Genomic DNA, 22,775 nt, shown 5'->3' with positions numbered 1-22,775 from the left:
GACGGGAACCGGATCGTCTACCTGACAGAGCCCGACGCAGCCAGTTGTGCGGGCGTCGCCGGACGGCTACCCTTATCCGGTGGCATGATGCCGTTCGAGAAAATTGAGAAAAGCCTTCATGAAGGTCGTTGAACGCTACATCATGCGCCGCGCTTTCGTGGTCTTTATTGCAGCGCTGGCCTGGACGCTGGCCATTGTCTGGACGACGCAGGTGCTGGCCAAGATCGACCTCGTCACCGACAGCGGCCAGTCGGCGCTGACCTTCTTCGAGGTTGCGGCCCTCATTCTTCCCTCGATCATTCCGATCGTGGTGCCCTTCGCGCTCGTCGTGGCGGTTGCCCAGACGCTCAGCGTCATGAATTCGGATTCGGAGCTCGCCGTCGTCAACGCAGCGGGCGCCTCGCGCTGGACCATCGTGCGGCCGATCATGATTCTCGCGGCCGCGGCCAGCGTCTTTTCCTTCGCCGTCGACAACGGCATCGACCCTTACGCGCGCCAGAAGAACCGGATGCTGGTGGCGGAGTCACGCGCGGATCTTCTGTCGCTGATCATCCAGGAGGGCACATTCCGCAAGATCGATGATGGGCTGTTCCTGCAGATAGGCGAGCGGCTTCCCGACAACCGGCTGGGCGGCATCTTCGTCGCGGATTCGCGCGAGGAAGGCGTCAACCTCGTCTACTATGCCAAGACCGGCAGCATCGTCGAACGCGGCGGCGAAAAGGTGCTGATGATGAATGACGGCGTCATCCATCGAAAGACGCTGACCGGCGACCTCTCGGTCATCCGCTTCACCTCTTACGCCTTCGACATGTCGGCCTTCATGGCGGCAGCGTCGGAGGTGACGCTGATGCCAAAAGACCAGACGACCCAGTACCTGCTCAACCCGAGTGCCAATGACAAGGTCTACCAGCAGCGCCCGAACGAGTACCGGGCGGAGGTCGACCAGCGGTTCTCGGAATGGCTCTATTCCATGGTCTTCGCGCTGATCGCACTCGCGGTCGCCGGAGACGCACGCTCGCATCGCGAGGCGCGCGTCAATCCGCTGATCACGGCCATCGCGATATCGCTGTTCGTGCGCTGGCTGGGCTTCTTCGCCGCCAGCAAGGCCGACGAGGTCCCGCAATATGCGTATATGGTCTACGGCGTGCCCATCGTGTCGTCGGCGGTGGCAATCTGGTTCATCGCATCCAACCGGACGATGGAACTGCCAGTGGCCTGGGCAGATTGGCTGACGAATCTCGCAAGCCGGATGGCTGACGCCTGGAATGCCGTCAAGCTGCGCCTCTCCAGGCGCAGCGCCTCGGGCCAGGGGGTCAGCTGATGGGCTGGACGCTGGGACGCTACTTCTTCTTCCGCTATGTCACGATCACCGTGTGGTTCTTCATCGGCCTGCTTGCGCTGGTGTTCCTGATCGATTTCACCGAGCTTTCCGGCCGCACGACCGGCCTGCCCGGCTTCACCTATGGAACGGCGCTGGCCATTTCCGGACTCAGGATGCCGATGATCATGCTGCAGACCGTGCCGTTTGTCGGTCTCTTCTCGGCGATGGCGACGCTGGTCTCGCTCAACCGCAGGTATGAACTGGTCATAGCGCGCTCAGCCGGCGTTTCGGCCTGGCAGTTCCTTCTGCCGTGCTGCATCGGAGCGCTGTTGTTCGGCGTCCTGTCGGTCGGTCTCATCAACCCGCTCGCAGCGCACGCCTTTTCCTGGTCCGAACAGATCGAAACCCAGTTGCGCTCGGGCAAGTCGAATACGGTGTCGGCCGACGCCGCGCCCTGGATCCGGCAGAAAACCAGCTCCGGAGACACCATCATCGGAGCGCGCGCCATCCTCAACCAGGGCCTGGAGATGGCTGACGCTGTCTTTTTCATCCTCGACCCGCAAGGCGATATCGTCGAGCGCAAGGATGCCGCGCGCGCCTACCTGCGGGACGGCTACTGGGAATTGCAGGACGTCAAGACCTTCAGGAACGGCACCATCCAGCCTGCGGCAAACGATCGCGTGCCGACCAATCTGAAGCCCGAATTCGTGCAGGAGCGGCTGGCGCGCCCGGAGACCATTCCATTCTACGATCTGCCGGGAAAAATCGAGGTTGCCCGTTCCTTCGGCCTCAAGGCAAATGCCTTTGCCATGCAGTTCGATTCGCTGGTGGCGTTGCCGTTCCTGCTCGTCGCCATGACGCTAATTGCGGCAACAGTTTCAATGCGATTTGCGAGGATGGGGCAATCGGCAACGATGATTCTGGGTGGCGTCGTTGCCGGGTTTCTGCTTTATGTCGTTTCGGTGCTGGTGAAGGCATTCGGCGTGGCGGGGTTCGTGCCGACTGTCGTAGCTGCCTGGGTGCCGGTCGTGGTAGCTATGTTCTTCGGGGTGACTTTCCTGCTATACAAGGAAGACGGCTAGTGAGGGAGGCCTTTTTGCCCAGTAACAGGCAGGCCGGTTTGGCGCGCCTTTATGCGGCGACCGCCTTGGCATGCCTGTTTGCATGCGCGGTTCCGCTGCCTGCGATCGCGCAGGATGTCGGCGACATGGCGACCAAGGTGCCGTCCGGCTCGCAGATGCTGCTGGCGGCCGATACGCTGGTCTATAACAACGACAATCAGACCGTGACCGCCGTCGGCGGCGTGCAGATCGACTATGGCGGCAACCGACTTGTCGCGCAGAAGGTCGAGTACAACCGCAACACCAAGCGCATGGTCGCAAGCGGCAATGTCGAGGTGATCAATAGCGACGGCACCAAGATCAATTCGGATCATATCGACATCACCGACGACTTCGCCGACGGTTTCGTCAACGCGCTCCGCGTCGAAACCATCGACAAGGCCTATTTCGCCGCCGAAAGCGCCGAACGCATGGGCGGCGTGCTGACCACCTTCCACAATGGCGTCTACACTGCCTGCGAACCTTGCGAGGACAAGCCCGACAAGGCGCCGACCTGGCGCGTGAAGGCCAGGAAGATCATCTGGAACGGCGAAAAGAAGACGGTCCGTTTCGAGAACGCGAATTTCGAATTCTTCGGCTTCCCGCTCGCCTACCTGCCGGCGTTCGAGATCGCCGACCCGACGGTGAAGCGCAAGAGCGGATTCCTGATCCCCGGCATCGTCTTCAAAAGCGATCTGGGCGTGGGGGTGAAGGTCCCCTATTATTTCGCGCTCTCGCCGACCTACGACCTGACCGTCACCGGCACCGGCTTTACCAAGCAGGGCTTTCTTGGCGAGGCCGAGTGGCGCCAGCGCTTCAACAATGGCGAATACAGCCTGAAGATCGCGGGCATTCAGCAGCGAGATCCCGATGCCTTCATCGACGCCGCCGGCCGCAATATCGATTCGGGCGAGGCCGGCGATCCCAACAAATTCCGCGGCATGATGGGCACACAAGGCCAGTTCGCCATCAATTCGCGCTGGAATTTCGGCTGGGACGTGCTGCTGCAGACCGACAAGAACTTCTCGAACACCTACGCCATCGACAAATACAACGGGTCCGTTCACCAGTCGTCGGTTTACCTGACGGGGCTCGACGGCCGTAATTATTTCGACCTGCGCGCCATGCATTTCGAGGTGCAGGAAGACACCCTGGACAGCAATATCGCTGCGCGAAGCGGCCAGCAGCCCTGGGTGCTGCCCTCGCTCGACTATGCCTACATTCCGGATACGTCGGTCGCAGGCGGCCAGTTGTCGTTCAACGTCAATTCGCGCGTCATCCGCCGCGATGACCTCGACGAGACCTATTTCACCCCCTACTTCCCCCCTTCAGGCACCCAACGTGTGCGCGGCATCGAGGGCGAATCAGGCCGGCTCACCGCCCAAGCCGAGTGGAAGCGGTCATTTGTCACCGATGACGGGTTGGTGCTGACACCCTTGCTGGCGCTGCAGGGCGACGTCGACTATGTCAACGCGTCATCAGCTTCACTCGCGGCCGTCAACCAGATGGCGACGAATTTGGGCGAGCAGGATGATATGCGCTCGTCTTTCGCCCGCTATATGGCAACCGCCGGGCTCGAGATGAGCTGGCCGCTGCTGTTTTCGATGGCCAGCGGCTCCAGTCATGTGTTCGAGCCGATGGCGCAGGTCTTCCTGCGCCCGAACGAACAATATGTCGGCGGCCTTGCCGTCCCGAACGAAGATGCGCAGAGCATGGTTTTCGACGCGAGCACCCTGTTCGAGCGCGACAAGTTCTCTGGCTATGACCGCATCGAAGGCGGCTCGCGCGCCAATGTGGGCCTTCGCTATTCCGGTTCCTACATCAACGGCTGGGGCACCAACGCCATCTTCGGCCAGTCCTACCAGATCGGCGGCGAGAACTCCTTCGACGCGCCGGACCTGGTCAATGTCGGCGCCTATTCGGGCCTCGAAAACACCAAGTCGGACTATGTCGGCCTGTTTGGCGTCAGCAGCCCGAACGGGTTCGCCGCCTCAGTCAGCGGCCGTTTCGACGAGCAGAGCTTCGAGGTTCGCCGCGCCGAGGTAAAGGCCGCCTATTCCGGCCTACCGGTGTCGCTGAGCGCCAAATACGCCTTCATCCAGGCTCAGCCGCTCTATGGTTTCACCACCGACCGCCACGAGGTCACGCTCGGCGCGTCCACGCATCTTGCCGAGAACTGGCGCGTGTTCGGGACGGGAACCTATGACCTCGAGGAAAGCCTGCTGGTCAAGGACGGGGTCGGTTTCGCCTACAATGATTCCTGCTTCACCTATCTGATGACGTACTCGCAGTCGCGCGACCTGCACACCAGGGAGGTGACGCAGAGTGTCGGCTTCAACCTGTCGTTCCGCACCCTCGGCGATTTCGGATCGTCGAGCAGCGCCTTCGACACCACCCAGTAGTCCGCGACATCGTTTCGCCGCATAGGGCTGGCAGGGACTTCACAAACCCCGAAGAAGGATGAAGTTGGGCGGGACCGGGATAGAATTGGGATGTTTGCGATGAGGAAATACCTCTTTTCAGCAGGGTTGGCGCTGCTTGTGGTGGCGACATCCGTGTCGATGACCGTCATCACGCCGCCGGCTTTCGCCAGCGAGATCAAGTACGTCGTCAACGACATACCGATCACCAGCGGCGACATCGCGCATCGCGCCGCCTTCCTCAAGCTGCAGCGCAAGAAGGGCGACGCCGGCCAGGAAATGATCGATCAGACCTTGCGCATGGCCGAAGCCAGACGGCTTGGGATTCACATCAGCGACGCGCAGGTCGAGGCCGCGTACCAGCGCTTTGCCTCGAGCAACAAGATGCAGCTCAGCCAGCTCGACGGCGTCATGGAAAAGTCCGGCGTCAGCAAGGGCCATTTCAAGGAGTTCATCCGCGCCCAGATGGCCTGGAATCAGGCCTTGAGCGCGCGGTACCGCTCCGGCGAGGGCGGCAGCGTGACCGAGCAGGACGCGGTCAGGCGCATGCTCGACAAGGGCGGCTCCAAGCCGAGCGCCACTGAATACATGCTCCAGCAGGTCATCTTCGTCGTGCCAGCGGCCGAACGCAGCGCGACGCTGGGCAAGCGCAAGCGCGAAGCCGACGCCATGCGTGCCCGCTTCAATGGCTGCAACACGACGCGGCAGTTCGCCAAGGGCCTGATCGACGTCACGGTTCGCGATCTCGGCCGGGTGCTGGCGCCGCAACTGCCGCCGGACTGGGCCGAGCAGATCAAGGCCACCAAGGTTGGCGGCGCCACGCCTACCCGCCAAACGGAGCGCGGTGTCGAGTTCATCGGCATCTGTTCGTCGCGCGAGGTGTCGGACGACAAGGTCGCCCAGATGGTGTTCCAGAGCGAAGGCTCCAACGACAAGGCGGCCGACGATCTCAGCAAGAAATATGTCGACGAGCTGAAGGCAAAAGCCCGCATCGTCAAGCGCTGAGGTGGACAGGGCGATGCGCGCGCTGGCGTTGAGCGTCGGCGATCCTTCCGGCATCGGGCCGGAAATCGCGATTGCCGCGTTTCTGGCGCGTACCGCCGCGGCCCTTCCGCCCTTCTATCTCCTCGCCGATCCCGCGCTGATCGCCTCGCGGGCGCGCCGCCTCGGCGTTTCGCTGCCTATCGAGGAAACGACGCCAGCGCAGGCAAGCGAGGTCTTTGGCCACGCACTGCCGGTCGTTGCGCTGGCTGCCCGCTTCATCGACAGCCCCGGCCAGCCGGACCCGGCCAATGCGGCGGGCATCATCGAAGCGATCGATCGGGCGGTGGCCGCCAGCCTCGCCGGCGACGCCGCGGCCGTCGTCACCTGCCCGATCGCCAAGAAGCCGCTCTACGACGCCGGCTTCCGCTTTCCTGGCCACACCGAATATCTGGCGTATCTGGCGGCGCGCCACAGCGGCGTGGAAGCGATGCCGGTGATGATGCTGGCAGGCCCCGACCTGCGCACCGTTCCCGTCACCATTCACATCGCGCTGGCCGAAGTGCCGAAGGCGCTGACCACAGACCTGATCCTCGCCACGACGCGGGTCACCGCCGCCGACCTCAGGGACCGCTTTGGCATCGCCAACCCACGGCTCGCCATCGCCGGCCTCAACCCGCATGCGGGCGAGGATGGCTCCATGGGCCTGGAGGACCAGCGCATCATCCGACCGGCGATCGAGATCCTGCGAGCCGAAGGCATCGACGCGTTCGGGCCGTTGCCCGCGGATACCTTGTTCCATGCCCGGGCCCGGGCCGGCTACGACGTGGCGCTGTGCATGTATCACGACCAGGCGCTGATACCGGCCAAGGCGCTGGCCTTCGACGAGGCGGTCAATGTCACGCTCGGCCTGCCCTTTATCCGCACCTCGCCCGACCACGGCACCGCCTTCGATATCGCCGGCAAGGGCATCGCCCGGCCCGACAGCCTGATGGCGGCGCTGCGGCTTGCACGGCAGCTGGCCGACACCGACGCCAAATTTGTCACGCAATGAGGCTCAACTCATGAGCATGGATGGGCTGCCGCCGCTGCGCGAGGTCATCGAGCGCCACGGTTTGCAGGCAAAGAAGGCACTGGGCCAGAATTTTCTGTTCGACCTCAACCTGACCGGCAAGATAGCGCGCGCCGCCGGCAGCCTGGCGGAGACGACCGTAATCGAGGTCGGCCCCGGCCCTGGCGGGTTGACAAGGGCCCTGCTTTTCAACGGCGCGCGCAAGATCGTCGCCATCGAGCGCGACGAACGCTGCCTGGCGGCCCTCGCCGAGATATCGGCCCATTATCCCGGCCGGCTGGAGGTCGTTTCCGGCGACGCTCTGAAGATCGACTTCCCGACGCTTGCCGCGACCGCCGGTGACGGCGGGCCGGTCAGGATCGTGGCCAACCTGCCCTACAATATCGGCACGGAACTGCTGGTCCGCTGGCTGACCGTCGCGGAGTGGCCTCCCTTCTATGCCTCGATGACCCTGATGTTCCAGCGCGAGGTGGCCCAGCGTATCGTCGCCGCGCCTGGCAGCGAAGCCTATGGCAGGCTCGGCGTGCTGGCGGGGTGGCGCACGCAGGCCAGGATAGCGTTCGACGTGCCGCCCCAGGCGTTCACACCGCCGCCCAAGGTGACCTCTTCCGTGGTGCATCTCGAGCCGCGCGTGACTCCGCTATATGCCGACGTAAAAAAACTCGGCCGCGTCACGGAAGCCGCCTTCGGCCAGCGCCGAAAGATGCTGCGGCAGAGCGTTAAGAGCCTCGGCGGCGAGGCCCTGCTCGAACGCGCCGGGATCGACCCGACCCGGCGCGCCGAGACGCTCGATGTCGAGGAGTTCGTGCGGCTGACCAATGCGGTGTAATGCCGCCGGCCGTGGAAGCGCGGCGCAATCCGATCCTTGTCGGGCGCATGCTTCGAACTACACGCCCAACACCGCTTTCACGCGCTCGCGCGTGTAGGGCAGGTCATAAATGCGTTTTCCCGCCGCATGGCGGAAGGCGTTGGCGATCGCGCCGGCGGTCGGGCCTTGCGCTGCTTCCGCGACGCCGAGATAGGGCGTGCCGGGATTGTCGACGACATGCACTTCCACGCTGTCGGGAACGGCGCTGAAGCGCAGGATCGGATAGGCCGACCAATCCGCGCTCAGGATGCGGGTGTCGTCGAAATGGACGGCCTCGTAGAGCGTCCAGCTCATTGACTGCAGGATACCGCCTTCGGTCTGGTTGACGATCGAATCCGGCGCCACCGCTTCGCCGCAGTCGACTGCCGAGACCACATGCGAGATGGCGATGGCGCCGCTGTCGCGATCGACCTCCGCTTCAAGCGCGACTGCGAGATAGGCGGCGTGGTTCTTGTACTTGGCGAAGGCGAACCCCCGGCCGCGGCCCTCCGGCATAGGATCATTGCTCCAGCCGAATTCTTGCGCCGCAACCTCGATCACCTTCCTGGCGCGCGGGTCCTTCATGTGCCTCAACCGGTATTCCACCGGGTCGGCGCCGGCCGTGAGCGCCAGCTCGTCCATGAAGCTTTCGATCGAGAAGACGTTGCAGTAGGCGCCGAGACCGCGCAGCGACGAGACGCGCACCGGCATGTCGGCGACGAAATGCCAGTTCACCCGCTGGTTCGGCACGTCGTATAGCGGGATGGCGTTGCGGTCGCCATTGCCGAGCGGCGAGATCTGCAGCTTGGCCGGATCGGGCGGGAAATGCTTCGCCACCAGCCGGCCGGCGATCAGCGAACCTGCCGTTCCCGGCCGCGTGCCGTGACTGTTGCTCCACAGGTCATAGTGCCAGTTGACGATCTTGCCGCCGGCGTCCAGCGTTGCGCTGGCGCGCGTCAGCATGCCAGGGCCATAGGGCTCCCACAAATGCTCCTGATCGCGCATCCACTGCACGCGCACCGGCGTGCCGGGCAGCGCCTGCGCGATCAGCGCGGCGTCGGCCGCCGCGTCGTCGGCGCCATTGTGGCCGTAGCAGCCTGATCCCTCGGTGTGGATGCAGCGCACCTTTTCCGGTCCGACGCCGAGCATCTCGGCGATCGCCTTGCGGTCTGGATAAACGCCTTGAGTGTGCGTCCACACCGTGATGAGACCCTTGTCCGACAGGGCAACGGCAGCGGAGGGGCCGATCGACCCATGCATCTGGTAGGCGCGGGTGAACTGCGCCTGCAGCGTCTTTGCGCCGGCTGCCGTGTCCGCGCCGACCGAAGTCACGGTGCCGACCTCGGCGACCGAGCGTTCGAGGAAGGCGGGGATATTGTCCTGGTCCGGCAAGGCCGGCTGCTCCTGCCACTTCGCCTTGGCGGCCATGGCGCGCATGGCCTGGACCGCCTGGAATTCCTGCCTGGCCACCACGGCCAGGAAGTCGCCGTCGCGGATCACCGCCACCACGCCCGGCATCGTCTTGATGGCGGCCTCGTCGACGCTGACGAGCTTGGCCAAATAGCTTGGTGGGCGAACGACGCGGGCATGCACCATGCCGGGAAGCCGCATGTCCTGCACATAGGCCTCGCCGCCCGTCACCTTTGCCGGAATATCGACGCGGGCGAACGGCTTGCCGATCGCGTGATAGCTGTCCGGCGATTTCAGCGCTGTGTCGGCCGATGCGTCCACATGCAGCAAATCCGCCACCACCAGTTCGCCATAGCCCACGGACTTCCCATCCGGCCCGGTGATCCTGCCGCTTGCCGCCTTGAGCTGGTCGGCCAGAACGCCGAGCTTCTCGCTGGCCTTGGCGACCAGGATCTGGCGCACCTGCGCCGAGGCGTAGCGTATGGCGGTGCCGCTGTTCTGGATCGTCTGGCTGCCGGCGGTATAGCCCTCGTTCGGCGTCAGCGCGGTGTCGGCGGTGATGAGCTTGATGGCCGCCGGCTCGACCTCCAGTTCTTCGGCGGCGATCTGGCGTAGCGACGTCCTGGTGCCTTGACCGAGTTCGGCCTTGCCAGTGAAGACGGTGATCGAACCGTCGGCATCCAACCTGATCCAGGCGTCGAGCGAGGGCGTATCGGCAAGGCTGCCCGGCAGTTTCTTGGCCGGCGCCGGCGTCGCGGGCGTCTGCGCCGTGGGCGCGGCCTCCTGAGCCTGCACGGGAATGGTGAAGGACACGACCAGCGCGCCGGTCCCGGCGAGAAAGCCGCGTCGTGTCAGGTCGGGAAAGGTCGGCGCGTTCATCATGCCCTCCCCGCGGCCGCGGCCGGCGCCAAGCCGGCCGATTTCGATTTCATCAGGTCGCGCGCGCGGCTCACTGCCCGCAGGATGCGCATATGCGTGCCACAGCGGCAGAGGTTGGGTTCCAGCGCCTGCCTGATATCGGCGTCACCGGCATCGGGTTCGGCCTCGAGCAGCGCCTGCGCCCGCATCATCATGCCGGCGATGCAATAACCGCATTGCGCCGCCTGCTCCTCGATGAACGCTTTCTGCATCGGACCCGGGTTCTCGATCGTGCCCAAGCCCTCGACCGTCTTGACCTCGCGGCCTTCCACCAGCATCGCTGGCGTCAGGCAGGAGAAGACGGGCTTGCCGTCGACCATCACCGTGCAGGCGCCGCATTGGCCAAGGCCGCAGCCGAACTTGGCGCCGTTCAGCTTCAAATCGTTGCGCAGCACGTAAAGCAGCGGCGTCGCCGGATCGACGTCGACGTCGTGAGAGATGCCGTTGACGTTGAAATTGATCATCTGTCCTTCGCTCCTACATTGTCCGGGCCGCGCTCGATGCCGTCCGAGGGCCGGACGCTGACTTGGTATTTTCCGCTCCTGGTGTCGGCGATCCTGGCGGCCGCATCCTGCCAGGCCGGCTTGCCGGCAAAGGCATCGCGCAGATAGGCCAGCAAGTCGTTCACCTGGTCGTCCTTCAGCGTCGCTGCGAATCCCGGCATGATGGCGCTCGGGCGCCCACTCGCCGCCGGCAGGCCAAACAGCACGGTGTTGATGACGTTCTGCGGATCTGGCGCGTTGACCGCGCTCGACAGATGGAAATTGATACCGCCGAAAGGCGGCGGACGGCTGCCGTCGTGGCAGGTGGCGCATGCCGCCTGGTAGATGACGGCTCCACGCGCCGCCGGCGTATCGGCGGATGTCGGCGCCACGCCGGCGGTCGACGCCGGGTCGGCCGCGGCGCGGCCGCGGATGGCCTGCGCGGCGGCCGTCCGTTCGGCGGATGGTTCGCCCATGAGCGACATGACGTAAGTGGCCATGGCGTCGATGTCGGCATCGGGAAGCCGGCCGAGATTGCCCGTCACTTCGCCCATCGGGCCATTGGCGACGCCGTGGTCGGCATGCCAGCCTTGCCTGAGATAGGCAAACAGGCTGTCATGCGTCCACGGTATCGGCGCCGGTGAAGTGCCGTCGAGCGCAAAGGCCGTCCAGCCTTCGGCCTCGCCGCCGGCCATGTGCGACCCCTTCTCTTCCGCGCCGAGTCGATTGCGCGGCGTGTGGCAGGCGCCGCAATGACCGAGCCCATCGACCAGATAGGCGCCGCGGTTCCACTGCGTGCTTTGCGCCGCATCGTTTTGATAGGCGCCCCTGTCGAAGAACAGCAGCTTCCAGCCGGCCAGCACGAGGCGCACATCGAGCGGGAAAGGCAGCTCGTTCGGAGGCGGCCGGTTGTTCACCGGCTGGCGCGTCATCAGATAGGCGTAGAGCGCGCGGTTGTCCTCATCGGAGACACGCGTGAAATGATCGAACGGGAAGGCCGGGTAGAGATGCCTGCCCTCGCGGTCGACGCCTTCGCGCATGGCGCGGTCGAAGGCTGCCTGCGGCCAGCGGCCGATACCGGTCTGCGGATCTGGCGTGATGTTGGTCGAATAGATGGTGCCGAACGGCGTCGGCACGGCGAGCCCGCCGGCATAGGACTTTTCACCGGGCCTGGTGTGGCAGGAGGTGCAATTGCCGACGGAGGCCAGTACAGCGCCTTTCTCGATCAACGCCGGGTCGAACGACGATCGTTGCGGCGGCTCGACAGGATCGATCGCCGGCTTCCAGGCATAGGCGAAAAATCCGGCGCCGCAGACAATGATGATGGCAAGAACGCCCAGCCAGAAGCGTTTCAAGATCTGCTCTCCCTCATGGCGGTACGCTGAAACGCTGCCGCCCCGGCCGTTACCGGCGCCGCGGACGCGTTCGTGCGGGAGAAACTAGGGGCGCTGCCCTCTTCGTCAATTGTCTGATTTATGGCGCCGAAAAGCGCATCTTGCAGGCGCGACCTGCCCGGGCACATCGTTTGGTGCTGCCGGCCTTCGGCTTGTCCGCCGGCCCATCTTCGTGGGCAAAGGAAAGGCTAGCTCGTCTTCTCGTCCAAAAGTCCCGAGACGAAGTCGAACAACCCGGGCCGACGATCGCGCCGCAACCGCTCGGCGACAACGATGCCGCGCACTTCGGCGAAGGCGCGATCGAGATCATCGTTGACGATGACGAAATCATACTCCTTCCAGTGCTCGATCTCGTTGCGCGCGTTCTTCAGCCGCGTCTCGATCACCGCTTCCTGATCCTCGGCGCGGCGCTTCAGCCTTGCCTTCAACTCCTTCATCGACGGCGGCAGGATGAAGATCGAGACGATGTCGGCGCGCATCTTCTCCTTGAGCTGCTGGGCGCCTTGCCAATCGATGTCGAACAGCATGTCGCGCCCTTGAGCGAGCGCAAGTTCCGCCGGTTCGCGCGGTGTCGCGTAGCAATTGCCATGCACCTCCGCCCATTCGAGCAGGGCGTCCGAATCGCGCAGCCGCTCGAACTCGCGCATGGTGCGGAAATGATAGTGAACGCCTTCGATCTCCGAGCCGCGGCGCGGCCTGGTGGTGACGGAGACCGACAGTTCGAGGCTGGAATCGCTCTCCAGAAGGTTGCGCGCAATCGTCGACTTGCCGGCGCCCGACGGCGACGACAGCACGAGCATCAGGCCCCGGCGGCGAATGCGGGACCCTAAATCCCTGGCGACCATCGGCTACTCCAGATTCTGGACCTGTTCACGGAACTGATCGACCACGGCCTTCAGTTCCAGTCCAATGGCGGTGACCGCGGCAGCGTTCGACTTTGAGCACAGCGTATTCGATTCGCGGTTAAATTCCTGTGCTAGAAAATCGAGCTTGCGTCCGATGGCGCCGCCGCCGGAAAGCAATGCACGACCGGACGTCACATGCGTCTTCAAGCGGTCGATCTCCTCGCGAATATCGGCCTTGGTGGCGAGGAAGGCGGCTTCCTGGTGCAAGCGGCCGACATCGAGGTTGGCCGAAGCATCCATCAAGAGCCGCACCTGTTCGGCGAGGCGCTCGCGGATGGCCGCCGGTTCGCGCGACGGATCCGCTTCAGCGCCCAGCGTCAGCGCCTCGATGGCGTCGATGTGGCCCAGCAGAAGCGTGCGAAGTGCCGCGCCCTCACCCTGGCGGGACCGCTCCAGCCCCTCCAGCGCCACATCGAGGGCCGCCATGACGGCGTTGTCGAGCGCCGTGCGCACATCCTCGGTTTCGGTGGTCTCGGGAATATCGAGCACGCCGCGCAGCGACAACAATCCGTCGGCGGTCGCAGAAGCAACACCAAATTGTTCCTCGATCCGCTTGGCGAGCCCGGCCAGGTCCTTGAGGAAGGCCTCGTTGACAACGGGCTGGGACTGCATTCCGACGGCGCGCGTGATGGTCAGCGTCGCCTGAAAATTGCCGCGCGCGAAACGTTTCTGAAGCGTCTGCCTGATGGCCGGCTCCAGCCGCTCGAAGCCCTGCGGCAGCCGCAGCCGCACCTCGACGCTCTTGCCGTTGACGGATTTGACCTCCCAGGCAATCGAGGTGCCGCCATGTTCGGCGACAGCACGCGCAAACCCGGTCATGCTCTGCAAATTCATGGTGCCTGCATACCCCCTGGCGCGTACTACGGATACTGCTTGATCCGGCCTCGCGCACCTTCAGAAAGCCGAAATGCCCGCCTGCCAATCGGCTTACGAGGCGCCCCGATAAATCCAAACGCTCCTGTCTTCAACCGATAGCGTGGACGAGCTGGAAAAACCGTGCGCCGCTACTGGGCCGCCCCCGCGTCGCCGTCAATGGGCGCGTCGGTCTGCCCCTCCACCTTGGCATCAGCCTTGGCCGCGTCGTCGACTTGCTTCTTCTGCTGGGCTCGATAGCGCGCAACGTTCTCATTGTGCTCGTTAAGCGTGGCGGCGAAGACGTGTCCGCCAGTGCCGTCGGCAACGAAATAGAGGTCGTCGGTCTTTGATGGATTGGCTACCGCCTCCAGCGCCGCGCGGCCGGGATTGGCGATAGGCGTCGGCGGCAGGCCGTTGATCACATAGGTGTTGTAGGGCGTCGGCTTCTGGATGTCCGACTGATAGATCGGCCGGTCGGCGGGTTTGCCCTTGCCGCCGAACAGACCGTAGATGATGGTCGGATCGGATTGCAGGCGCATGCCCTTGGCCAGCCGGTTCAGGAAGACCGCGGCGACGCGCGAGCGCTCATCGCCCTTGCCTGTTTCCTTCTCGACTATCGAGGCCAGCGTGACGAACTCGTCAATGCTGGCGAGCGGCAGGTCGGCGGCGCGCCGCTGCCAGACCTCCTCGACCAGCTTCTTCTGGTCGGCCAGCAGCTTGTCGATCATCTGCTGGCGCGTGGCGCCGCGCGTGAAGCGCAGCGTATCGGTGGCGAGACTGCCCTCTGGAGGCACGGTGGCCGGCATGTCGCCGCTCAAGGCGGGCTCGCCTGCGATGCGCGCCAGCGCCTGCTCGACCGTCAGCCCTTCGGGAATGGTCAGCGAGTACATGACCGACTTGCCGCTCTTCAGCAATTCCATGATGTCGCGCATGGACGCCCGGGGCTTGATCTCGTATTCGCCGGCCTTCAGCGCCGAATCATTGCCGAAGGCCCTAACGCCAAGACGGAATATGCGGGCGTCGCTGATCAGGCCGCGCCGCTCGAGCTGGTCGGCGATATCCTGGACGCCGGTGTTCGGCTTGACCAGGAAGGTGTCGCCATTGGCCGATGGGCCGGGCTCGGTGAATTCCTGCTTGCCGAAGTAAAGCGCGATACCCGCCGCCAGAACCATCAGCATCACCAAGGAGATGACGAAGTTCATGAACACGACGACCTGACTGCGCGAAGCACGCGAGCGCTTCGGCGGCGGCGTGCCGGCCTCCGGCCGCAAGGCTTCGGCGGCTGTCTTCGGTACGATCGGCCCCGATGTCGCCTGCCCTTGCCCGAACTCTCCGTTGCCGGCCGGATTTGTGTTCATTTCGCCCTACCGTTTGATCTCTCAACGAATCCCCTGCGGCAGAGTAGGGGCGAATATGGCAAAATTGACGACACGCCGAAGCGCCGTCCGGCAGGCGGACGGTCAGCCATTGTAGCGCTGGAAGACCAGTGAAGCGTTGGTGCCGCCGAAGCCGAAGGAATTGGACAACGCCACGTCGATCTGGCGGGCACGCGGCTTGTTCGGCACCAGGTCGATCGCGGTCTCACGCTCCGGATTGTCAAGGTTGATGGTCGCCGGCGCGATGTTGTCGCGGATGGCGAGGATCGAGAAGATCGCTTCGGCAGCCCCTGCCGCGCCGAGGAGATGGCCGATCGACGACTTGGTCGACGACATCGAAATCTTCGATGCGGCATTGCCGACCAGCCGCTCGACCGCGCCGAGCTCGATCGTGTCGGCCATGGTCGAAGTGCCGTGCGCGTTGATGTAATCGACATCGGCGGGCGTCAGCTTTGCCCGGTTCAACGCCGCCGTCATGCAACGGAATGCGCCGTCGCCATCTTCAGCCGGTGCGGTGATGTGATAGGCGTCGCCGGTCAGGCCGTAGCCGGTCACTTCCGCATAGATCTTCGCGCCGCGCGCCTTGGCATGCTCGAGTTCCTCAAGCACGACGACGCCGGCGCCCTCGCCCATGACGAAGCCGTCGCGATCACGGTCATAGGGCCGCGAAGCCGTTTGCGGCGCGTCGTTGCGCTCGGTCGACAGCGCACGGCAGGCAGCGAAGCCAGCGATCGACAGTCGCGTCACCGGCGCTTCCGCGCCGCCGGCGACCATGACGTCGGCATCGCCCCAGATGATCAGCCGGGCAGCATCGCCAATCGCATGCGCGCCGGTCGAGCAAGCGGTGACGACGGCATGGTTGGGACCTTTCAGCCCATGCCGGATCGAAACCTGGCCGGAGACGAGATTGATGATCTGGCCGGGGATGAAGAAGGGGCTGATGCGGCGCGGGCCGCGCTCCTTCAGGATCATCGCGTTCTCGGCGATGCCTTCGATGCCGCCAATGCCTGAACCGATCAGGACACCGGTGGCGCACTGCTCGGCATGGGTCTTCGGCTGCCAGCCGGAATCCTTCAGCGCCTCGTCGGCGGCTGCGATCCCGTACAGGATGAAGTCGCCGATCTTGCGCAGTTCCTTCGGCTCGAGCACCGCCTCGGGATTGAAGGTGGCGTTGCTGCCGTCACCACGCGGAACGACATGGGCGATCTTGCAGGCAAGATCCTCCACCTCGAACTCGGTGATGCGCTTGGCGGCGCTGCGGCCGGTCAGAAGTTCCTTCCAGCTGTGCTCGAAGCCCATGCCGAACGGCGACAGCAACCCAAGGCCCGTGACGACGACACGCCTCATCGCAGGTCCTCCCCGGTGATGACTGCGGAAAGCGTCAGGCCGAAGCCTTGTCGATGTACTTCACGGCATCGCCCACCGTCAGGATGGTTTCAGCCGCGTCATCGGGGATCTCGACGCCGAATTCTTCTTCAAACGCCATGACGAGTTCGACCGTGTCGAGACTGTCGGCGCCCAGATCGTCGATGAAGCTCGCCTGCTCCGTCACCTTGTCGGCATCGACGCCCAGGTGCTCGATGACAATCTTCTTGACGCGCTCTGCGGTGTCACTCATTTGGGGCATCCTCGTCTTTTGGTTGTCTGTCTTCGTTAGCGGGCGGAATGCCGCTAATCAAGCTGAAAGATGGTCCCGCCGGAAACGCAATGGCCGCAGACCGGTTTTTGCCCGAACCGCCGGGTTGCGGGCCGCATTACACGAAAAATCGTGGGCGTCCAAGCCGAAATGGTCGCTTTTCACAGCCCACCCAGGCGTTGCCTGTCGCCGTCTCAAAGCCACCGCGAATGCCCGGGCCCGGCCCGAAATGCATGCTTTGGCCGACCCGATCAGATCATCGCCATGCCGCCGTTCACATGGATGGTTTGGCCGGTGACGTAGCCGGCCTCGTTGGAGGCAAGATAAGCGACGGCGGACGCCACTTCGGCGCTGGTGCCCATGCGGCGCGTCGGGATAGCGGCCATGATCGCCTCCTTCTGCTTGTCGTTGAGCTTGTCGGTCATCGCCGATTCGATGAAGCCCGGGGCGACACAGTTGACGGTTATGCTGCGGGTGGCGATCTCCTGCGCCAGCGATTTGGAAAAGCCGATCATGCCGGCCTTGGAGGCGCAGTAGTTGGTCTGGCCGGGATTGCCGGTGACGCCGACCACCGAGGTAATGTTGATGATGCGGCCGTGGCGACGGCGCATCATCGGATGGGTCAGCTCACGCGTCAGCCTGAACACGGCCGTCAGATTGACTTCGAGCACGCTGTCCCAGTCGGCGTCCGACATGCGCACGAACAGCCCGTCCTTGGTGATGCCGGCATTGTTGACCAGGATGTCGACGCCCTCGAGATCGGCCTCCGCTTTCTGGCCGAGCGCCTTGACCTCGTCGCGGTTCGACAGGTCGGCCGGAAACAGCTTCACCCGGTCGCCCAGGTCGGCGGCCAGCGCCTCCAGTCTCTCGACGCGCGTGCCGTGCAGGCCGACGATGGCGCCTTGCGCATGCAGCACCCTGGCGATCGCCTCGCCGATGCCTCCTGACGCGCCGGTGACAAGTGCCTTGCGGCCGGTCAGTTCGAACATGTGTTTTCCTCTTTGGTTTCGGAAGCTCAGCGAGCAACCTTATCTGTATACGTCTCGCGGGCATCCGATTGCCATCACCAACGGAATATCTTCAGCGATACAAGCCGCGCCATCAAATTCACACGCGGCGCCTCACCCGAGCGCCGCCAGTGCGGTTTCGACCTCGGCCGCGGAACCGACCGATGCCGTGGCGATTTCGCGGTTGATGCGCCGGGCCAGCCCTGAAAGCACTTTTCCCGCGCCGACTTCATAGAGCGTGGTGACGCCGTTCGCGCCGAACCACTCCACCGTCTCGCGCCAGCGCACGCGGCCGATCACCTGTTCGAACAGACGGCGCGCAATGATTTCGGGATCGCTGGTCGGAGTGACCGTGACATTGGAGACGAGCGGCACGACAGGCGCGTTCTTGGTTACCCCGGCCAGCGCCTCGCGCATGATCTCGGCGGCGGGCGCCATCAGCGCCGAATGGAAGGGCGCGGAGACCTGCAGCATCAGCGCTCGCTTGGCGCCTTTTTCCGTGCACAGTTTGGCAGCCAGTTCGACCGCTGCCTTGGCGCCGGAAATCACCAGCTGGCCACCGCCATTGTCGTTGGCGATCTGGCAGACCGATCCTTTGGCAGCCTCGGCGCAGGCGGCTTCGACATCGGCCTGCTCCAGTCCGATGATCGCCGCCATGGCGCCTTCGCCGGCGGGCACCGCCGCTTGCATGGCATTGCCGCGGATGCGCAGCAGCCTGGCGGCATCGGCAACCGAGACGAAGCCGGCGGCGGCAAGCGCCGAATATTCGCCCAGCGAATGGCCAGCGACGTAGGTAATCTTGTCCTTCAGCGAGAAGCCGCGCGCTTCCAAGGCCCTGATCGCGGCCAGCGATACGGCCATCAGCGCCGGCTGCGCGTTGGCGGTGAGCGTCAGCGTCTCTTCCGGCCCTTCCCAGATCAGCTTCGACAGGTTTTCGCCGAGCGCGTCGTCGACTTCGCTAAAAACCCTGCGCGCCTCGGGGAAGGCATCGGCGAGGTCCTTGCCCATGCCGACAGCCTGGCTGCCTTGTCCCGGAAAGGTGAATGCAACGGCCATGTGTGGGCTCCCAAAGCTCGGTTCTGCTTGCCTGATACACGAATTTTCCTGCCTGTGACGCAACGCGGCCTGCCAAGTCAAGCCCGGTTCGACCCGGCCCCTTGGCAGCTTTGCCGGCCGAGTGCCTGTTCCAAAAGGCTTTTTGGCGATCACTCCTGATGAAAACCGCTCACGAATCGTTTGCTGGCTCTTCTTATTTCCGCCACAGGCGCTAGCTTTGCGTGACAATTCCATGACAATCGAGTGACGGGTCTGTCGCTGGGTGGGGAAGTTAAAGTGGCTAGGATTTCGAAAGGCGCAGGCAAAGCCGCGCCACAGTTTCTGGAAGACGATCCTTCCACCGGCTACCTGCCGGGACGGAAGTGGCCGACCATACGCTATGGGCTGACCAGCCTGCTGATCGCGGCCGTCCTGGTGTTCGCCATCGAATTGATCGTGCGCGGCGACTTCGCCGGCACGGTTTCCTTCTTCCTGCAGCCGCTCAAGCCGGGCTGGACCACGATCGTGGTGTTCGCACTGGTTCTGGTCGGCCTCGATGCCGTTTTCGGCCGCAGCTATCAAAGCCTGATGATCGTCGCGCCGCTGACGCTCTCGCTGGCTTTCATCGGTCACCAGAAATCGCATTATCTCGGCGATCCCCTCTACCCGACCGATTTCCTCTACTCCCGCCAGATCGTGGCGCTGCTGCCGCTTCTGGTGCGTGACCGCCCGATGACTGCCCTTGCCATGATTGTCGGCATTGTCGCCGGCCTGTCGCTGCTCATCTATGGCTGGCGGGTCTGGCGTCGAAAGGTGCCCATACTCAGCCGCAAGGGCCGTCTCGCCCGGCTGACGCTGGCGGTGCCGCTGCTCGCCTTCTTCGTCTCGATCATGGACTATGCCACCTTCTCCTGGACCCGGGACCGGCTGCAGATCATCCCGATTATGTGGGACCAGAAGGAAAATTACGCCTCCAACGGCTTTGCGCTCGCCTTCGCGCTGAACGTGCCGATGGCGCATGTCTCGGCGCCGCCAGGCTATTCGGAAAAGGCGATCGCGGCCATCGACAGGCCGCAGGTGACCGCCTCGGTGCCCCAGGAAAAGCCCGACATCATCGTCGTCATGAGCGAATCCTTCTGGGATCCGACCAAGCTGCCGGGGGTCACCATCACGCCCGATCCGATCCCCAATGTGCGGGCGCTGCGTTCGGGCTCCATGTTCTCACCCGAATTCGGCGGCATGACCGCCAATATCGAGTTCGAGGCACTGACCGGCTTCTCCAACGCCTTCCTGCCGGCCGGCAGCATCCCCTACCAGCAATATGTGCGCACGCCGACGCCGTCGCTGGCGACTTTCCTGAAGAGGGAGGGCTACAGGGCGCGCGCCATCCATCCGGGCACCAACTGGTTCTGGAACCGCGGCGCGGTCTATGCCGATTTCGGCTTCGACGACTTCAGATCGGAAGAGACGTTGCCGCCGATGCAAAAGCGCGGGCCGCTGGCATCCGACGCGGCGATGACGGACGAGATCATCAGCGAGGCCGATGCCAGCGATGCCCCGGTGTTCTTCTTTGCCGTCAGCCTGCAGAACCACGGCCCTTACGAGCCGAACCGCTACTACAACCCGACCCACACCGTGCAGGCGCCGATCAGCCAATGGGCGCGTGAATCGCTGCTGAGTTACACCGAGGGCTCGGCCGACGCGGACCGCGGTCTCGAACGCCTGATCGAATGGGCAAAGAAACGCTCTCGCCCCACCGTCATCGCCTTCTTCGGCGACCATCTGCCGCCGCTTGGGCCGGTATATGTAGAGACCGGGTTCATGAAGGACAATGTCGCGCCGCGCAAGGAGGCTTCCGCCGAGGCGGCGCTGGAGCATCATCAGACGCCACTGGTCATCTGGTCGAACCGCACAGGCCCTGCCAAGGACATGGGCGCCGTCAGCCCCGCCTTCCTGCCCTATCACATCCTGAAAACGGCCGGCATCACCCACCCCTACTATACCGGCTTCCTGGGCGAGATGCGCGAACGCTACCGCGTGGTCGACCGCAATCTGCTGCTGACGCCGGCGGGAGAAGCCACGCCCGATTGGGCGCGGCAAAAGCAGATCGACCCGGCGATCCGCGACTTCCGGCTGCTGCAATACGACATGATGTTCGGCAAACGCCACGCGGCGCCCGACTTCTTCCCCGAAACGGTGGACAAGGTCGTCGCCCATATGAGCTGAAATTCGCGGCATCCTTCCAGGATGCCGCCCAGCGGGGTCGAGCGTTCAATTCGTCAGTTGCAATTTCGAGAATTTGTTGGCGATCTGCTGGAACACGTTCGGCAATTTGTTTGGATCGTTGACGGCGTAGTAGTCGCTGGGATCCGAGGCGCAGGCGCTGTAAAGCGTGCGGTTGGCGGCGGTATCGGATTGCAGCACCATCGTGTAGATTTCGGCGCCCTGCTTCTTCAACTGCGTGCAGACGCTTTTGGTCCATCCGTCGACATTGCGCGCGGCGGTGGTCTGATTGTCCGATCCAAGCCGACCGGCAGCGCCATAGGTTGAGCCCGCGAGAAAACCATAGGACGTATAGTCTGACTTGGTCGTCTCGTTGCTGGCGCCGTAGACGACATTCTCGCCGTCGGTGAGCAACATGACGATCTTGCTCACCCCAGGCGTCTTCCAAGGCGTACCCTCGGCGTATGGCGCACCCGGCGACAACACCCGCTGGCCCCAGGCCAGGCCCTCGGAAACATTGGTGCCGGACCCCGCCCATGCAAGCATCTTGGCGGCCTCGTTGCGAAGTTTTGTAAAGTCTTCGGTCAAGGGGACGATTGGCGAGGGACAGGACCGGTTTGGCCCCACCGTCAATTGCAAGGCGTTTGGATCGTTTGTGACCGCGGTGGCAATGGCGGTGTTCTGCGGCGCCACATATTTGGCGACTGTTTCAAGATCACCCCGCAAAAGCCCGGCAGCACTTCCAAGCAAGCCGCTCAGGTCTATTCCGAGAATATTCAGTCCGCCATTCCGAGCAAGTTTGGCCTCATCAGGGGCGTCGTCGATAAAGGAATTGTTGTAGTGATAGGCATCGTTTGAATAGCCGCTGGAAGGTCTCGTCCCCTTTCCCGGACTGTCCGGCGCGAAATAAGGCACGAACAGAGTGTCAGGGTAACGTGGATCAGGCGGCGTATCGGCGATATTAAGGACACCAGGCCGCGCCTCGACGCAGCCTTTCCAACCCGTATCCTCCCCCTTGCCGTCCTTCCACCCCGTCAATTTGGCGGCAGAGGCCGGATCTTTCATCAACTGCCTGAACAGCGCCATATGATTGGGACGCTTGTCGTTGATGACGGGGAAATTGATTCCATTGGTGGATGACTTGCCGTCCATGTCGATCCAGGACGGGTCGAACCCGTCGCCGTTGACATTGACAGCCGTGACGAAGGGTACCAGCGCCACGCGGACCTTGCGCGTCGGTGATTGCGCCGCTTCCAGATATTTGAGCAGATTGTCCGTCGCTGTCTTGAGGGCAGCAATTTTGGCGCCGGCCATCGAGCCGGTGTTGTCCAGAACCAGCACGACTTCGAGCTGGTTGTTCGATTCGACCGCCGAGGCATCGACCACGATGTGCCTGCTCTCACCGAGCAGGAAGGCGAAGTTCAAATCGACGTCAGCCGAGGCGACGGCCTTCGTCTTGACGAAGTTGACGCCCCTGTCGACCGTCAACGTGGCCCGCGCATTTGTGAGTTCGCCATGTCCGGCTACGTTGGCCTGGAAATAGCGGTTGAAGGCGTCGGTGCGGGTGATGTCCAGATCGCCGAGATGCGAGGAGGCGAGATTTGCCGCGTCGAGCGCATTCTGCAGGTTGCTCTTGGCCCGCATGATGGTGGAGACATCGGCTGCGAAGGCCACCGCCGACAGGATGGCCGGCAAGCCGATCCCGAGCAAAAGCGCGAAGTTGCCGCTTTTCGAGCGCCAGAATTTCTTGAGAAGCATCCTTACCCCCGGAAATGCCTAGCCCGTTGCTGACA

General features: G+C 63.8%; 18 protein-coding genes. 7 read left to right on the top strand and 11 right to left on the bottom strand.

What is annotated here, in order from left to right; translation table 11 throughout:
- The first annotated feature begins 118 nt into the window (after nucleotides 1-118).
- From lptF to rsmA, 6 genes are all read left to right on the top strand, one after another.
- A complete protein-coding gene (gene lptF, locus FJ986_RS00970) occupies nucleotides 119-1,321 on the top strand; it encodes an LPS export ABC transporter permease LptF (RefSeq protein WP_140494430.1) in 1,203 nt (400 codons plus the stop codon).
- Complete coding sequence (gene lptG / locus FJ986_RS00965) at nucleotides 1,318-2,403, top strand: LPS export ABC transporter permease LptG (protein WP_181165175.1); 1,086 nt, start codon at nucleotides 1,318-1,320, stop codon at nucleotides 2,401-2,403. Before lptF ends, lptG begins: the two co-directional genes overlap by 4 nt.
- The gene (locus FJ986_RS00960) at nucleotides 2,403-4,823 is read left to right on the top strand and encodes an LPS-assembly protein LptD (protein WP_181171657.1); all 2,421 of its coding nucleotides are present in this window, start codon (nucleotides 2,403-2,405) and stop codon (nucleotides 4,821-4,823) included. The genes lptG and FJ986_RS00960 overlap by 1 nt, the downstream gene beginning before the upstream one ends.
- A gap of 90 nt (nucleotides 4,824-4,913) precedes the next feature.
- On the top strand, nucleotides 4,914-5,846 hold the full coding sequence (locus tag FJ986_RS00955) for a peptidylprolyl isomerase (protein WP_181165136.1): 933 nt from the start codon (nucleotides 4,914-4,916) through the stop codon (nucleotides 5,844-5,846).
- A 13-nt stretch (nucleotides 5,847-5,859) separates the two neighbouring features.
- Nucleotides 5,860-6,876 (top strand): 4-hydroxythreonine-4-phosphate dehydrogenase PdxA, encoded by a 1,017-nt coding sequence (pdxA, locus tag FJ986_RS00950; RefSeq protein WP_181181839.1) that lies wholly within the window; start codon nucleotides 5,860-5,862, stop codon nucleotides 6,874-6,876.
- A 10-nt stretch (nucleotides 6,877-6,886) separates the two neighbouring features.
- Nucleotides 6,887-7,723 (top strand): 16S rRNA (adenine(1518)-N(6)/adenine(1519)-N(6))-dimethyltransferase RsmA, encoded by an 837-nt coding sequence (gene rsmA / locus FJ986_RS00945; RefSeq protein WP_140673183.1) that lies wholly within the window; start codon nucleotides 6,887-6,889, stop codon nucleotides 7,721-7,723.
- Nucleotides 7,724-7,780: 57 nt separating this feature from the next.
- Here the strand turns inward: rsmA and FJ986_RS00940 are convergent, their stop codons facing one another.
- From FJ986_RS00940 to fabD, 10 genes are all read right to left on the bottom strand, one after another.
- A complete protein-coding gene (locus tag FJ986_RS00940) occupies nucleotides 7,781-10,030 on the bottom strand; it encodes a molybdopterin cofactor-binding domain-containing protein (RefSeq protein WP_140673181.1) in 2,250 nt (749 codons plus the stop codon).
- Nucleotides 10,030-10,533, bottom strand: a complete 504-nt coding sequence (locus FJ986_RS00935) for a (2Fe-2S)-binding protein (protein ID WP_140673179.1) — start codon at nucleotides 10,531-10,533, stop codon at nucleotides 10,030-10,032. The genes FJ986_RS00940 and FJ986_RS00935 overlap by 1 nt, the downstream gene beginning before the upstream one ends.
- Nucleotides 10,530-11,906, bottom strand: coding sequence for a c-type cytochrome (locus FJ986_RS00930; protein ID WP_140673177.1), 1,377 nt, complete (start codon nucleotides 11,904-11,906; stop codon nucleotides 10,530-10,532). The genes FJ986_RS00935 and FJ986_RS00930 overlap by 4 nt, the downstream gene beginning before the upstream one ends.
- A 227-nt stretch (nucleotides 11,907-12,133) precedes the next feature.
- On the bottom strand, nucleotides 12,134-12,790 hold the full coding sequence (gene gmk, locus FJ986_RS00925) for a guanylate kinase (RefSeq protein WP_140494448.1): 657 nt from the start codon (nucleotides 12,788-12,790) through the stop codon (nucleotides 12,134-12,136).
- 3 nt (nucleotides 12,791-12,793) lie between these two features.
- On the bottom strand, nucleotides 12,794-13,684 hold the full coding sequence (locus tag FJ986_RS00920) for a YicC/YloC family endoribonuclease (RefSeq protein ID WP_140673175.1): 891 nt from the start codon (nucleotides 13,682-13,684) through the stop codon (nucleotides 12,794-12,796).
- 170 nt (nucleotides 13,685-13,854) lie between these two features.
- Complete coding sequence (gene mltG, locus FJ986_RS00915) at nucleotides 13,855-15,063, bottom strand: endolytic transglycosylase MltG (RefSeq protein ID WP_140494453.1); 1,209 nt, start codon at nucleotides 15,061-15,063, stop codon at nucleotides 13,855-13,857.
- Nucleotides 15,064-15,165: 102 nt separating this feature from the next.
- Nucleotides 15,166-16,428 (bottom strand): beta-ketoacyl-ACP synthase II, encoded by a 1,263-nt coding sequence (gene fabF, locus FJ986_RS00910; protein ID WP_140494455.1) that lies wholly within the window; start codon nucleotides 16,426-16,428, stop codon nucleotides 15,166-15,168.
- Between the two features lie 34 nt (nucleotides 16,429-16,462).
- A complete protein-coding gene (locus FJ986_RS00905; protein ID WP_006203723.1) occupies nucleotides 16,463-16,699 on the bottom strand; it encodes an acyl carrier protein in 237 nt (78 codons plus the stop codon).
- 269 nt (nucleotides 16,700-16,968) lie between these two features.
- Nucleotides 16,969-17,706, bottom strand: a complete 738-nt coding sequence (fabG, locus tag FJ986_RS00900) for a 3-oxoacyl-[acyl-carrier-protein] reductase (RefSeq protein WP_140494457.1) — start codon at nucleotides 17,704-17,706, stop codon at nucleotides 16,969-16,971.
- 132 nt (nucleotides 17,707-17,838) lie between these two features.
- Nucleotides 17,839-18,780, bottom strand: coding sequence for an ACP S-malonyltransferase (fabD, locus tag FJ986_RS00895; RefSeq protein ID WP_140517846.1), 942 nt, complete (start codon nucleotides 18,778-18,780; stop codon nucleotides 17,839-17,841).
- Between the two features lie 276 nt (nucleotides 18,781-19,056).
- On the opposite strand from fabD, the gene FJ986_RS00890 reads away from it, so the two are divergent.
- Nucleotides 19,057-20,985, top strand: a complete 1,929-nt coding sequence (locus tag FJ986_RS00890; protein ID WP_224646406.1) for an LTA synthase family protein — start codon at nucleotides 19,057-19,059, stop codon at nucleotides 20,983-20,985.
- A gap of 45 nt (nucleotides 20,986-21,030) precedes the next feature.
- Here FJ986_RS00890 and FJ986_RS00885 read toward each other — a convergent pair whose 3' ends face one another.
- Nucleotides 21,031-22,740, bottom strand: coding sequence for a pilus assembly protein (locus tag FJ986_RS00885; RefSeq protein WP_140517845.1), 1,710 nt, complete (start codon nucleotides 22,738-22,740; stop codon nucleotides 21,031-21,033).
- Nucleotides 22,741-22,775: the final 35 nt, after the last annotated feature.

The organism is Mesorhizobium sp. B1-1-1 (genome assembly GCF_006442955.1).
Lineage (GTDB): Bacteria > Pseudomonadota > Alphaproteobacteria > Rhizobiales > Rhizobiaceae > Mesorhizobium.
Note: the sequence above shows the minus strand (reverse complement) of the source record. Positions and strands in the feature narration are given on the sequence as shown.

Coding starts and splice junctions, on each gene's coding strand:
- lptF (WP_140494430.1), top strand. CDS start 119: ATGAAGGTCGTTGAACGCTACATCATGCGCCGCGCTTTCGTGGTCTTT.
- FJ986_RS00955 (WP_181165136.1), top strand. CDS start 4,914: ATGTTTGCGATGAGGAAATACCTCTTTTCAGCAGGGTTGGCGCTGCTT.
- pdxA (WP_181181839.1), top strand. CDS start 5,860: ATGCGCGCGCTGGCGTTGAGCGTCGGCGATCCTTCCGGCATCGGGCCG.
- rsmA (WP_140673183.1), top strand. CDS start 6,887: ATGAGCATGGATGGGCTGCCGCCGCTGCGCGAGGTCATCGAGCGCCAC.
- FJ986_RS00940 (WP_140673181.1), bottom strand. CDS start 10,030: ATGAACGCGCCGACCTTTCCCGACCTGACACGACGCGGCTTTCTCGCC.
- FJ986_RS00935 (WP_140673179.1), bottom strand. CDS start 10,533: ATGATCAATTTCAACGTCAACGGCATCTCTCACGACGTCGACGTCGAT.
- gmk (WP_140494448.1), bottom strand. CDS start 12,790: ATGGTCGCCAGGGATTTAGGGTCCCGCATTCGCCGCCGGGGCCTGATG.
- FJ986_RS00920 (WP_140673175.1), bottom strand. CDS start 13,684: ATGAATTTGCAGAGCATGACCGGGTTTGCGCGTGCTGTCGCCGAACAT.
- mltG (WP_140494453.1), bottom strand. CDS start 15,063: ATGAACACAAATCCGGCCGGCAACGGAGAGTTCGGGCAAGGGCAGGCG.
- fabF (WP_140494455.1), bottom strand. CDS start 16,428: ATGAGGCGTGTCGTCGTCACGGGCCTTGGGTTGCTGTCGCCGTTCGGC.
- FJ986_RS00905 (WP_006203723.1), bottom strand. CDS start 16,699: ATGAGTGACACCGCAGAGCGCGTCAAGAAGATTGTCATCGAGCACCTG.
- fabG (WP_140494457.1), bottom strand. CDS start 17,706: ATGTTCGAACTGACCGGCCGCAAGGCACTTGTCACCGGCGCGTCAGGA.
- fabD (WP_140517846.1), bottom strand. CDS start 18,780: ATGGCCGTTGCATTCACCTTTCCGGGACAAGGCAGCCAGGCTGTCGGC.
- FJ986_RS00885 (WP_140517845.1), bottom strand. CDS start 22,740: ATGCTTCTCAAGAAATTCTGGCGCTCGAAAAGCGGCAACTTCGCGCTT.